Origin of the sequence: Paenibacillus sp. FSL H8-0457, assembly GCF_038051935.1 — a bacterium.
Taxonomy (GTDB): Bacteria; Bacillota; Bacilli; order Paenibacillales; family Paenibacillaceae; genus Paenibacillus_AQ; species Paenibacillus_AQ lautus_A.
Genome location: NZ_CP150293.1, coordinates 1152692 through 1165054, shown reverse-complemented (window position 1 = coordinate 1165054; position 12363 = coordinate 1152692). Strand labels below are relative to the sequence as shown.

General features: G+C 51.9%; 11 protein-coding genes. 3 read left to right on the top strand and 8 right to left on the bottom strand.

The features are described from left to right. Window positions 1-135: 135 nt before the first annotated feature. Complete coding sequence (hcp, locus tag MHI43_RS05045) at window positions 136-1779, top strand: hydroxylamine reductase (RefSeq protein ID WP_036661881.1); 1644 nt, start codon at window positions 136-138, stop codon at window positions 1777-1779. A 164-nt stretch (window positions 1780-1943) separates the two neighbouring features. Here the strand turns inward: hcp and MHI43_RS05040 are convergent, their stop codons facing one another. Both MHI43_RS05040 and MHI43_RS05035 read right to left on the bottom strand, forming a co-directional pair. Further along, on the bottom strand, window positions 1944-2960 hold the full coding sequence (locus MHI43_RS05040; protein ID WP_012819142.1) for a carbohydrate-binding protein: 1017 nt from the start codon (window positions 2958-2960) through the stop codon (window positions 1944-1946). Between the two features lie 457 nt (window positions 2961-3417). Then, window positions 3418-4359 carry a zinc-binding dehydrogenase gene (locus tag MHI43_RS05035; protein ID WP_012819141.1) on the bottom strand — a complete coding sequence of 314 codons (942 nt, stop codon included), beginning with the start codon at window positions 4357-4359 and terminating at the stop codon, window positions 3418-3420. Window positions 4360-4479: 120 nt separating this feature from the next. Here MHI43_RS05035 and MHI43_RS05030 point away from each other — a divergent pair, with 120 nt between their 5' ends. Beyond that, window positions 4480-5382 carry a hypothetical protein gene (locus tag MHI43_RS05030; protein WP_036661883.1) on the top strand — a complete coding sequence of 301 codons (903 nt, stop codon included), beginning with the start codon at window positions 4480-4482 and terminating at the stop codon, window positions 5380-5382. Between the two features lie 344 nt (window positions 5383-5726). Here the strand turns inward: MHI43_RS05030 and rlmD are convergent, their stop codons facing one another. The 4 genes from rlmD to MHI43_RS05010 all read right to left on the bottom strand — a co-directional run bounded on the left by rlmD (window position 5727) and on the right by MHI43_RS05010 (window position 9652). After that, a complete protein-coding gene (gene rlmD / locus MHI43_RS05025) occupies window positions 5727-7298 on the bottom strand; it encodes a 23S rRNA (uracil(1939)-C(5))-methyltransferase RlmD (RefSeq protein ID WP_036661884.1) in 1572 nt (523 codons plus the stop codon). Window positions 7299-7693: 395 nt separating this feature from the next. After that, a complete protein-coding gene (locus tag MHI43_RS05020; RefSeq protein ID WP_009592325.1) occupies window positions 7694-8575 on the bottom strand; it encodes a diacylglycerol kinase in 882 nt (293 codons plus the stop codon). 18 nt (window positions 8576-8593) lie between these two features. Continuing rightward, entirely contained in the window at window positions 8594-9358 is a 765-nt protein-coding gene (locus MHI43_RS05015; RefSeq protein WP_036661886.1) for a CbiX/SirB N-terminal domain-containing protein, read from the bottom strand. Window positions 9359-9361: 3 nt separating this feature from the next. Next, window positions 9362-9652, bottom strand: a complete 291-nt coding sequence (locus MHI43_RS05010; RefSeq protein ID WP_009592310.1) for a YerC/YecD family TrpR-related protein — start codon at window positions 9650-9652, stop codon at window positions 9362-9364. A 292-nt stretch (window positions 9653-9944) separates the two neighbouring features. Between MHI43_RS05010 and MHI43_RS05005 the strand changes: the two genes are divergently transcribed. Next, complete coding sequence (locus MHI43_RS05005) at window positions 9945-10535, top strand: hypothetical protein (RefSeq protein WP_009592309.1); 591 nt, start codon at window positions 9945-9947, stop codon at window positions 10533-10535. 216 nt (window positions 10536-10751) lie between these two features. Here MHI43_RS05005 and MHI43_RS05000 read toward each other — a convergent pair whose 3' ends face one another. Next, window positions 10752-11117, bottom strand: coding sequence for a YrhK family protein (locus MHI43_RS05000; protein WP_036661888.1), 366 nt, complete (start codon window positions 11115-11117; stop codon window positions 10752-10754). A gap of 205 nt (window positions 11118-11322) precedes the next feature. Next, window positions 11323-12279: a magnesium/cobalt transporter CorA gene (gene corA / locus MHI43_RS04995; protein ID WP_036661890.1), complete on the bottom strand. Its 957-nt coding sequence runs from the start codon at window positions 12277-12279 to the stop codon at window positions 11323-11325. Between the last annotated feature and the right edge of the window lie 84 nt (window positions 12280-12363).

The window sequence follows — 12363 nt, the reverse complement described above, 5'->3', positions numbered from 1 at the left end:
GTGGGAGCGAAGTATACTGTCTTCAACAGTCCAATTGCGAGGCAATCATTTACTGACCTTACGACTAATAATCACAAAATTGGAGGAGAAATCATGAATAATAACGCCTAAGAGAGCTTACAGCATCAGCCGTCCATGTTCTGCTTTCAATGTCAGGAAGCATCCAAAGGAACAGGCTGCACCATTGTCGGCGTATGCGGCAAACCGCATGATGTGGCAAACCTGCAGGATTTGCTGATTTATCTGCTGAAAGGTATCTCTTTTCTCAGTCTGGATGTCCGGCTGCCGGAGGTGCTTGAACAGCGCGTATCGCTGTTTATGATGGACTCCTTGTTTGCAACGATTACGAACGCCAACTTTGACCGCGAGGTTTTTGTGGGAAGAATCCGGGAAGCGATCGAGCTCCGCGGCGAGGTGCGCACCTATTATAACGAACAATTTCCGGAAGGAACCGCCAATCTCCCTGATGCTGCCGTCTGGCAAGCGGATAACGAAGCTTCTTTTGATGAAAAAGCACGTACGGTGGGTGTCCTTTCAACCCGCAATGAAGACATCCGCTCGCTGCGCGAATTAATTACTTACGGCTTGAAGGGGATGGCTGCTTATACGTACCACGCGCTGCATCTGGAGAAGGATGATCACGAATTAAACCGTTTTATGCGCCGTGCGCTTGCCGTCACGCTTGACGACAGCCTTGAAGTGCAGGATCTGATCGCTTTGACGATGGAAACCGGTAAATACGGCGTAAACGCCATGGCGATGCTGGATGAAGCGAACACCTCGGTTTACGGAAATCCGGAAATTACGAAGGTCAATATCGGGGTAAGCAACCGGCCCGGCATTCTCATTAGCGGCCATGATCTGAAGGATTTGGAGGAGCTGCTGAAGCAGACGGAAGGAACCGGCGTGGACGTGTACACGCACAGTGAAATGCTGCCTGCCCACTATTATCCGGCATTCAAGAAATATGAGCATTTTGTAGGCAATTACGGAAATGCGTGGTGGAAGCAGAATAGCGAATTCGCAGCCTTTAACGGACCGATATTAATGACGACCAACTGTATCGTTCCGCCGAAAGACAGTTATAAGGATCGTATCTATACAACAGGCAACACGGGGTTTCCGAGTGTCCGCCATATTCCAGAAGGAACAGACGGTGCTCCCAAAGACTTCTCCCTACTAATCGAGCAAGCGAAAGGATGCCCCGCTCCAACGGAGCTTGAAACGGGTGAGATCATCGGCGGTTTCGCTCATGCTGCTGTGATGAACGTGGCCGATCAAGTCGTCGATGCCGTGAAATCCGGGGCGATCCGCCGTTTCTTCGTCATGGCCGGCTGCGATGGACGAATGAAATCCCGCAGCTATTACACCGATTTTGCGGCTGAACTCCCAAAAGACACGGTCATTCTAACGGCAGGCTGTGCCAAATACAAATACAATAAACTGGATCTAGGCGAAATCGGCGGTATTCCGCGGGTCCTGGACGCTGGTCAATGCAATGATTCTTACTCCCTCGTCGTGATTGCATTGAAACTGAAGGAAGTATTCGGCCTTGAGGATATTAATGATCTGCCGATTTCCTATAACATTGCCTGGTATGAGCAAAAAGCGGTGATCGTGCTGCTTGCCCTGCTATATCTTGGCGTTAAACATATTCATCTGGGCCCTACGCTCCCTGCATTCCTGTCGCCTAACGTTGCCAAAGTCCTCGTGGAAAACTTCGGCATCGGCGGCATTACCAATGTGGAAGATGACATGAAGATGTTCCTTGGCGCCTAATTTAGTAGTCGAAGAAAACCTGATAAAGAAAAAAGGGCTTGGGTTACGCAAGCAATGATCTGCTTGGTAACTCATGCCCTTTCAAATTAAATAAGCCGCTTCCACTCAACAAGAAAATCCTTCCACGTCTCGCTATTTTTCAATTTACCTATCAATGTAACACCTTAATTCTTACCGCCATAGCCCTTATAAGTAGCGTAAACTGCATCTGCATATTGATCTGCCAGAATCGGACGGCCATAAGAATCCGTAGCTCCCGGATACCAGTTATCTCCACCGTTGTAGTGTAATAATCCGTTGTAGATATTTCCAAACTTCGTAATCTTCTCATTTAAAATCAACGCGCCCAGATATACCTGATCTTGTTCACTGCTATGATTATACGCACGGCCAAATTTTGAGCTGAATTGAGATAAATACGCATTGCGTGTGTTTGGTTCTACCTGCATCAATCCGTCGCCGGCCGATGGACTACCTGGTAAACCTGCTCCAAAGCTGCTTTCCTTTTTGATAACAGCACTTAGCAATAAAGCAAAATCTCCGCCTTTCCCATAGGCATTGTCCGCATTCATGACATATGTCCATATATGGCTTGGAACCTCGGCAGGCTTTGTTACTGTAGGAGGTGGTGAACCCGTATAAATCTTGACCGATGACATTTTGTCATTGATCGTGTTGCCAACCCAGGAAGAATCTGAAGTAAAGGTCCACTTGGTTCCTCCAAAATTATCATTCTCATATACTTCAACCGTCCAACCGCTTGGAACCTTAAGAGACGACATCCAGTCATTCGGAATTCCGTTTGCGTTCAACTGAGACAGTGTATAATTCCCTATTCCGAGTGTCACTGCTTTACCTCCATAGTTTATATCTGCATAGAATGTTACTCCGTTCGTTGTCGGTGGTGTCGTTGGTGGCGTAGTTCCGCCGCTACCGCCTTTCTGCCATAAAGCAGGGACATTGGACGGTTCCCAACCTACGAGAGAAGTATGTGCCTGAAGACAGGTATAAGTGCTTCCACTATAGGTTACTGTGTCATTTACTGCATATGCCGTATTTGGAGCCCATGTCCCTCTAGCGGCTGCGTTTACTGACGGTAAGGCTGCGCAAAATGTAGATAGAAATACTACTAGAACTAGCAAAAGTGATAGGGGCTTAAAAGAAAACCTTTTATTAGTCATTTTCAAACCTCCTTGTTTCTTTATTTATCTGTAGCGCTCCCATGAGACATGCCACAGATTTTTACTGTGCTATTATCTTACTTTATTTACATTTTCTAAATTAATTCCGCAATTTTTTGATGTTACGGTAGGAATATATGTAGATCGGGACCCAAAAGCAATTAAAGTCGTACTAAACAGAAGAAAGACTATGTTGACGAGTTGAAGCTCCTCCCTGATTCAATAAAAAAACCGAGGAAAAACAGGAGTGGATACCTGAATTTCGCCCGGCTTGTAACACAACTTTAGGCTTTAACACGACTTTATAGGCTTTGAGATGACTTTAATTGCGTTCTACTCCTAACGCACTAACAGTGCGCAACACTCCACATGAATCGTGTGCGAAAGATTTGCGATATTAGCTATATCTTCGGCAAAGAATCAGGGTTATATGCTGATGATCAAATATTTTTACCAATTAACCCAAGTGAAGCACGGCTTTTCCTGAGAATTTCCGTTCCATCAGACTGCGGGCCACGCTGTCAATTTCGGTCCAAGGCGTCTCCACTTCGATCCGTGGCGTTAACCGCCCATCTGCGACCAATCCGGCCAGCAAGCTCAGATCGTCCGCAGCTGATTGACGATTAAGTTCGTCTCCGAGAAAGAAACTGTACAATGTTCTTCCTCCTCTCGTCACCAGATTACTCATATCGATCGTCGCGATATTTGAAGAGGAAAATCCTAAAGCAACGCAAATGCCTTGCGGCGCAAGCTGCGGCAGCAAGGCAGCCAGTGTATCCCCGCCTACCGAATCGATGATCAGATCGTACGGACCGAATTGGTGGGCTGATGAAATTGCCGAATATCCAATGATAACTTCTTCAGCTCCCGCCTCTCGAACAAGCTCGGCCTTCTCTTCCGTGCTGGCCGTACCTACAATGTATGCGCCGGACTGTGCCGCCAGCTGGTGAGCGAACAGTCCAACCCCACCAGTAGATCCTGTAATGAAAATGCGCTTTCCGAGCAGCATGCCGCCTTTTCTAAGTGCATAAAGCGCCGTCAGGCCCGCTACGGGTAAGGTAGCCGCTTCCGTAAAAGTGAGCTTGTCCGGGATTTGGGCCAACATCGACACGGGAGCAGCAACCTGCTCGCTCCAAGCTCCCATCGGGAGCAAACCGACAACCCGGGCCCCTTTCTGCGGACCTGCACCGTTTTTGGCCGGCTCGATGACAATTCCGGCGAAATCCCAGCCGGGGCGCCTAGATGCTTCCTGCTCCTTGACGTCTTTCACTTCTCCGCGATTAAGAGAGACGGTTTTCACTTGCACGAGTGCTTCCCAAGGCTGGGCCTGTGGTGCTTCAACTTCCTTGAACGCCAAATGTGACGGAGCAAGCGGATCAACTACTATGGCACGAATCATATTGTATCTCCTCCATTCGTTATGCGTCATTAGATGACTTTCGTTTTCATTGAGGAGTATAATTTAACTAAATGATTATCCCAAGTGCAGAACTACACTTCATAAAGAGGGGGAGAGAAGATGGATATACCTACTACGGAGAATTCCAGACTTAAAATCGTAATCGGAGAGATCGAAGCGTTGCGGATGAAACGCCAGCACGAGCTTGCCGACCGGCCTCACCCGTACTTAAAACGATTTACCCAACAAGAGCTGAACGACGAGGCATTTCCATCGTATAAAAATCTGCTGGTTGGGCGTTCCCGGCGCATACCGGATCGTCAGACGATCATAAATATTGCAGAATATCTTGATTGTACTTCCGACGAGCGTAACGATCTGCTAATGGCAGCCGGTTACCTTCCGATCCAGACTGAACTGGAGGGACGGGCGCTGGAGCGTGCATTGGAATGGTCGCATCTAACGATGAGAAGCATTCCTTTTCCTGCGATGATTGTAACACACACACAGGATATCAAGGGGGTTAACGAGCCGTTTCGCCATTTGTTCGATATCCCATTGGACCGTAATTACGGTGGATTAATGAACAGGATTGATTTACATTTTAATTCCGATTTGCCTATCCGGTCCCGCTCAACTTTCGATAAAGCTTCGTTCGAGCAGTGGGAAGCACACGCCAAAAACGGGATAAATGCGTTTAAGCGAGAACACATACTTTCCCGTTACGATGCGTGGTATCAAAAATTGTTTCATAAATTCCAGAAATATAACGTGGACGAATATCCGAATGTGCTGGATGCAGGGGAAGAAATTGATCATGTGCAAACCATACTAGCCAGAATCGAAAGCTCCGGCGAGCTTGTTCCCATTCGCTACAGACAGATTTCTATTTCTGCAGGCAGCCGTTTATATCCGCAGATCGCGGTTTTCCTGCCGGTCGATGCTGCCGCGCGTAAAGTTTTCGAGGACCTAGGATGTCCTACGGATTGTGAATTTTCCATTCATGGAATATCTTATTCCTAGAAATCATTTTCGGACGAAGTAAAGTTGGTCCAAAAGATGCCTGGGTTGCTTTGTTCCTATCTATGTAGCCTTAAAGTTTAAATGTTGATTGTCAGGAAATAAACCGGTGCTGTAGTTCAGGCTTTCCATTCTTCTTGAACTGGCGGATACGGGACTTCAAGAATTGATATCCTTCATAGGAGGGAAACTCAACGATAGTCAACCACCAATCCTTGAGAAGGACTCGTGGACGGACGGCGGTTCGCTATTAAAGATTAACCTCCTATGACCAACTTTCCTTCATGTGCAAAAAAAAGAGAGGGGTTCACCCCCTCTATGCTATGTCCGCCAATACATCTCAACTATTAGTCTTTCCAAACCAACACCGCCACGCTCTCCACATGCACCGTATGCGGAAACATATCCACCGGCGTAACCTCCACCGTCCGATACCCACCATCTTCGAGTATCCTTAAATCCCTTGCCAACGTAGACGGATTACAACTCACATATACCACGCGCTCCGGCTTCATCTCAAGAATCGTCTCCAAGAGTCGCGGATCGCAGCCCTTACGCGGTGGATCAACCACGATGACGTCCGCCTCGATGCCCTGCTCTTTCCAGCGCGGGATCACGTCTTCGGACGCGCCGACTTCAAACTCCACATGCTTCATACCGTTCAGTTCTGCATTGGCACGAGCATCCTCGATCGCTTCCTTCACGATCTCGACCCCATACACCTTCTTGGCATGTTGGGCCAAGAACAGGGATATCGTCCCGATGCCGCAATACGCATCGATCACGGTCTCCTCCCCAGTTAATCCCGCATACTCCACCGTCTTACCGTAGAGCACTTCGGTCTGAGCCGGATTCACTTGGTAGAAGGAACGTGCGGAAATCGCGAACTTCACATCGCCGATATAGTCATGGATGACCTCACGACCCCACAGGACGCGAGTCACATCTCCAAAAATAACGTTTGTTTTGCGTGTGTTCACGTTCTGGCAGATGCTCACTACAGCCGGGAGTTCCTTACGGATGGCAGCGATCCACTCGTTCACGCGCGGTATCCGCTCGCCGTTCGTGACGAGTACAATCATCATCTCTCGGGTAGCAAAACCGATCTTAACCACCACATGGCGAAGCAGGCCCTGACCTGTCTCTTCATTGTACGCGGTGATACCGAGCTTCCGGCCGATGGCTTTGACGCGGCTAACGACCTCGTCGTTCTGTTCATGCTGGATGAGGCATGTCTCCATGTCCACGATCCGGTGGCTGCCCCGGGCGTAGAAGCCGCCGACAAGGCCGCCTTCCGTTACGCCGATAGGCACCTGGGACTTGTTGCGATAGCGCCAAGGCTCGCTCATACCGAGTGTCGGCCGCACGAGGATCCCCTCTTGATCTGAATCAACGCCGGACACGGCAGGATTCGCCCCATTGGTTTCAGAATTCTCAATGTCCCCTCCACCATCTGTGCCATTCCGCTCGTCGCCCGCACGCGTCGCTCCAGCATCTTCCGCCTCATGCACCACCCGCAGCTTCCCGATACGCTCCAGGTTGTCCACCACCAGCTGGCGCTTCCACTCCAGCTGCCCGGCATAATTCATGTGCTGCAGTTGGCATCCGCCGCATTGGTCGTAGATGGGGCACGGAGCCGCGATGCGGTTCGGGCTCTGATCGACCAGCTCCAGCAGCTTGGCGTAGCCATACTGCTTCTTGGTCTTGAGCACCTTCACCCGGGCCTTCTCGCCAGGCAGGGCACCCTGAACGAACAGGGTGTAGCCGTCCGCACGGCCAACCCCTTCCCCGTCATGGTTCATTCCTATAATATCGATCACGACCTCGTCGTTCTTGGCCACCGGCAGGTCCAGGAGGGCCGCCGAAGCCGCGGGCTTGCCGCTGCGGCGCGTGTCGCTTCCCTTGCGGTTCTTCTTCATGATGTGCTGTTCACTTCTTTCCGTTCAACTTGTCCCTTACCACTCTATATTCCCCACCGGAGACCCATCCATAATCAAAACGGATGATCTTCCGTTAACCTTCATTCGCTTAAACAACAAAAAGCTCCCCCAAGGGAGCTTAGCGCACAAGCTCACGTCCATCATTATACGGGAGCCTCGTATGTTATTCAATCCATTCAGCCTGCAAATCCAATCATTTACTTACAAGAGCCTGGAGCCTAAGCGGCGATCCTCGGCCTGTTCCATCTCGTTCCATGGCCCATCGCCCCAATCGCCTACCCATCTCTAATGTGATCAGTCCCCGCTGAGCCTTCGGCAACAACCATCACGCCTTAAGCGCCCGTTGCCTTCCGCATCTCTACCAGCCAACCATCTCAGCCAAAAATCCGCAAATGCTGCGGCAGCACGCGGAACGTGCCCGGCAGCACGCCGCCGAACTCGCCGTCCAGGTTCAGCTGAACCGGTCCCGGAGAGACGACCTCCATATAGTCGGTGCGGAAATGCACGACTCGCTTGTCGTTGATATGCTCGCCGCGAAGAGCTAGCGTAGCCACGCGCACAAACTCCGCCAGATTGCACTTGCGCAGCGCAATGACGTCGAACAAGCCGTCGTCGATGCTCGCGCCCGGCGCGATTTTGTCGAAGCCGCCAACCGAGTTGCTGTTCGCAATGAGGAACACCATGAACTCGTCATGGATCGCCGGATGACCGCTGGCGTTGATGATGAGCTCCTGCGGCGCGAGGCTGACCATTTTCTCGATCCCCTTCAAATAATACGCCAGCTGCCCGATCATCGTCTTCAGCTTGCTTGGCACCTCGTACGTGAGCTCGGTGAGCGTACCGCCGCCCGCGATATTGATGAAGTAGCGATCATTCGCTTTGCCCACGTCAATCGGACGCGTCTCGCCCCGAATCACCAGATCGCAGTACTCCTCCCAGTTCTTCGAGATGCCGAGCGCCCGCGCAAAATCGTTCGTGGTCCCCAGCGGGAATATGCCCAGCGGCGGGAGGTTATCCCTGCCGGCCATCCCGTTGATGACCTCATTAAGCGTACCGTCTCCGCCGGCCGCGATCACAAGATCGTACCCGCGCTCCACGGCATCCGCCGCTTCGCGAGTCGCATCCCCCTCTCCGGTCGTTGCATGACAGGAGGTTTCGATGCCAGCACTGTCCAGACGGTGCAATATATCAGCAAGCCGACGCTTCATTTCCTCCCGGCCGGAGGTTGGGTTATAGATTAACCTTGCATTTCTCATTAACGATACGCCACCTACTTATGATTTCAAGGATTGAAGAAGACGTTTGGCCTGCGACTCCATCCACTGCGGCAGCAGCAGATGCGGAAGCAAGGTCCTGCCGGAATACCGGCATTCCAGCCCCTGGAGCCGATCGGGTATTACCTTCTCCGTAAAATACCCCTCACTCAAAAAAAGCGGAGCTACGATCACATCGCAGCCGCGCTCCATCCATGCTGTCACCTTGTCCCGCACATCGCCGGGACTGAGTAAGGCATAATCCGCGCCGGTTCCGCTTACCTCGCTAACTCGCTGTGCCAAAGAGTTAATACCCTTTTCCCAGCGGCTGCGAAACAGATCATGCCTGCTGCCGTGTCCGACGAGGAGAATGACCTCCTTCGCCGGGTTCGCGGACAGCTCTTTCACCTTATCCCATACCATGGCCGCAATCTCGGGATCGTCGTCCATCGGCGTACCGAAATGAACCCGGGACCGAACCCGATACGGCGCCAGGTCCGTCTCCATGTCCGGAACGGCCTTCGCTCCTATAGCATAAGCTATTTCGTCGACATGTGTGCTGCCGGACGAGACAAATAGAGGAATGACCACAATGTCGGTGACACCCTGGTCTTCCAAGGCCGTGATGCCGTCCTGAATCAGACGGCCCTCTACCAATTCCAGGTACGAAGATACGACCGGTATATCCATACGGGAAGCCAGTTCGTGGACGGCCTCGTCCACAAGCGACACCCATTTCCGTTCACGTGAGCCATGACTGATGACCAGCACACCCGGCTTCGTCATGAATTAACGTCCCAGACGCTCCAGCGTCATTTTGTAACCGTCATTGCCGTAATTCAGGCAGCGCTTCACGCGCGAAATCGTGGCGGTACTGGCTCCCGTTTCTGCTTCAATCTGGTTGTATGTGCATCCCTTGCCCAGCATGCGCGCCACTTCCAGCCGCTGCGACAAGGATTGGATTTCGTTCACGGTACAGAGATCGTCGAAGAATACATAACATTCCTCCACGCTGTCCAGGGTTAATATCGCTTCGAATAATTGATCGATGCTTTTATCATTTAGCTTCTTTAATTGCACTGGATGATCATCCCCTATTGTTACTGTGTGTATAACACTCGCACTCCCATTGTACCCGAGCGGATATAGTATTTTCAAGCATTAACGATTTCACGCACTACAGGACAACCACCCCTTAGGGGGGCTCATCCCGCATAAACGCTCTCATTCACGGCCGAAAGACACGCGCTAAAATCTTCCTGGGCCATCGCCCGATTCCGCTCCTATCCCGAAAATCGGGACATCCGCCTAAACCCATCGCCCGCCCGTATCATACAGTATAGTATCTTAACTCAAAAAGGAAAGTGATATCATGACGCGTCATTCTCACTATTATCATCGCCGACCCACGAATAACCATCGCTCCCTCAATTCATATGAATCACTGCCGCAGGATCCAACACCGTACCCTGGCATCACGCCATACGGCGATTATCCGGAAGTCGGTGAAACTGCGTTATATCCATATACCGACGGCGTAACGGATCTGGAGGCTTCGGCTTCGGCTCTCGCTCCCTCCACGAATTCCGGCGGCGGCGGGCTGGCAGGTCTCCTCGGCGGAGGAGGCGGCAGCGGCGGTGGATTAAGCAAGCTCCTCGGCGGGCTCGGAGTCAACAATATGAGCGACATCAAGGGCCTCATCGACCGGATGGGCGGCATCGACGGCATCGTCAACAACATCGGCAAGGTACAAAAGGTCATGCAGGGCTTCCAGCAGCTTGCGCCCATGTTCTCCGTGCTGGCAGGCGCACTTAAGAAGAAGGGTAGCGGATCGTCTTCGACTGCCTATACGGATCAGAATGAAGACGGCTACGAATACAGACCGAGAAGACGGCGGTCCTCGGGAAGCAGACGCCGCTCCGGCTCGCGCAAATCGTCTTCCGGCAAAAGACGGCGCCGTTAACCTATGTAATCGGTGCACACGACCCTTTATATGCCGTGCAATTTTAATCAAACAGTGCAGGTTCTGATCAGCGAAGTATCAGATCTGTCGGGATGGGTCCATCAGATACGTTAGGGCCCTCCATGGCGGTATGCACGGAACCCTCATACATCACGCAGGCTCCAGTCTGTACCCCCAGACTGGAGCCCTATCTTTTTTACGGCCTGTATATCCTCATCATCGCGTCCAATCCCCTTCGGGACCGGCTTCTTTATTCTCGACGTTTTCCAGCGATTTTAACCGGAACCAATATGATCCGCGCAAACCGGAACGCAGCAGCATCGTAATACTGCCGAGCAGGTACAGCACCGTCGGGATTCGTTTCATCTGGGGATAGAACATCATGATGCTCCCTGCGATGAACAGCAGGCCCGTGGCGATCTCGCTGATGACCATGCCTACCTCGTAACGGTTCGTGACGGCGAGCTTTCGTTTTCGTTTCCTAGCCAAGCGAAGCATCCGGCGCAGCAGCCGGGAACGCAAAGGCTCGTCTGGTTGACGCGATGAACGCTTCTTGGGATGTCGTTTGAGCCCGAGTTTCATATGCAGTCCCTCCTCAGCAAGCCTTTACCCCTTACGGAAGAACAAGAAACGACAGCTATTTAGCATTCACCCTCTGATATGGGACAACCTTCCCCGCTCATTTCTCTTCAAATGACTTACTAACCCAGGACTTCGGCCGACCCAGATGGTCCGGCTGGAATCTCCGCTTCGGTTGGCTTAACAGTATTTACCGCAATGAACCTCCTTATTTAAACCAGCCTCTGCGCATAAACCACAACACCATGCCTCCGCCCAACACGAACATGAGGAGGAGCACGAAGAAGTATCCGTAATGCCACCCCAGCTCCGGCATGTTCTCGAAATTCATCCCATAGATCCCGGCGATCAGGGTGAGCGGCATGAAGATCGTCGTGATAACGGTCAATGTCTTCATGATTGTATTCATCCGGTTCGAATTCACCGATATGTAGCTGTCCCGTAGATCCGCCGTCATCTCGCGGTCCGCCTCGATCATGTCCGCGAGCTTCAGCAGATGGTCATAAATGTCGGAAAAATAAGCATGATGCGCGTGATGCTCCATATGCTGCGAGTTCACGATCCGGTACAGCAGATCCCGCATCGGCACCACCGTGCGCCGCAGGCGGAGCAGCCTTGAACGCAGCGCAAAGACCTGATTCATCAGGTCCTCGACAGAATCCTTCTCCCCTTGGCTTTCCAGCTCGGCCAGCTCGTCCTCGATGGCGAACAGGCTGGGAAAATACTGGTCCACCAGCTTATCCATAATCGTATACGCCGTGAAGCTCGGACCGTCCTGGCCCAGCGGCCCCTTGCCGGCAGCCGAGAGCACGCGTTCCCAAGCCTCGTCCATTTCCGGCAGCGCCTGCTGGTGGAAGGAGACCACAAACGAAGGGGCCAGGAACACATCCACCTCGACCGCCTGCAGCGTATCCGGCTGAAGGGCATGCAGGACAAAGAACTGCATGTTGTCGTAATAATCCAGCTTCGGCCGCTGCAGGACGTGCAGGCAATCCTCAACCGCCAGCGGATGAAAGTGAAAATAGCTCTCCAGCTTCCGCGCTTCCTCCGGCGTAGGATTGCTGAAATCGGCCCAGATCCAGGCATAGTCCTCCATTCGGATCTCTTCCAGCGTAAGCCCGGTCACCGATTCATAGCTTGGCGTAATCGCCAGTACGCGTATCATGATTGGATGTCCCCTTCCCCTGTTCCATCGATTCTTTTAAACAAAAAAAGCCAATCGATTCCTGATTGGCCCCACAACTATCCG

Bases quoted from the DNA above. Each gene is read 5' to 3' on its own strand.
- corA (WP_036661890.1), bottom strand. From the start codon at position 12,279: ATGATACGCGTACTGGCGATTACGCCAAGCTATGAATCGGTGACCGGG.
- hcp (WP_036661881.1), top strand. From the start codon at position 136: ATGTTCTGCTTTCAATGTCAGGAAGCATCCAAAGGAACAGGCTGCACC.
- MHI43_RS05030 (WP_036661883.1), top strand. From the start codon at position 4,480: ATGGATATACCTACTACGGAGAATTCCAGACTTAAAATCGTAATCGGA.
- MHI43_RS05015 (WP_036661886.1), bottom strand. From the start codon at position 9,358: ATGACGAAGCCGGGTGTGCTGGTCATCAGTCATGGCTCACGTGAACGG.
- MHI43_RS05040 (WP_012819142.1), bottom strand. From the start codon at position 2,960: ATGACTAATAAAAGGTTTTCTTTTAAGCCCCTATCACTTTTGCTAGTT.
- MHI43_RS05020 (WP_009592325.1), bottom strand. From the start codon at position 8,575: ATGAGAAATGCAAGGTTAATCTATAACCCAACCTCCGGCCGGGAGGAA.
- rlmD (WP_036661884.1), bottom strand. From the start codon at position 7,298: ATGAAGAAGAACCGCAAGGGAAGCGACACGCGCCGCAGCGGCAAGCCC.
- MHI43_RS05000 (WP_036661888.1), bottom strand. From the start codon at position 11,117: ATGAAACTCGGGCTCAAACGACATCCCAAGAAGCGTTCATCGCGTCAA.
- MHI43_RS05035 (WP_012819141.1), bottom strand. From the start codon at position 4,359: ATGATTCGTGCCATAGTAGTTGATCCGCTTGCTCCGTCACATTTGGCG.
- MHI43_RS05005 (WP_009592309.1), top strand. From the start codon at position 9,945: ATGACGCGTCATTCTCACTATTATCATCGCCGACCCACGAATAACCAT.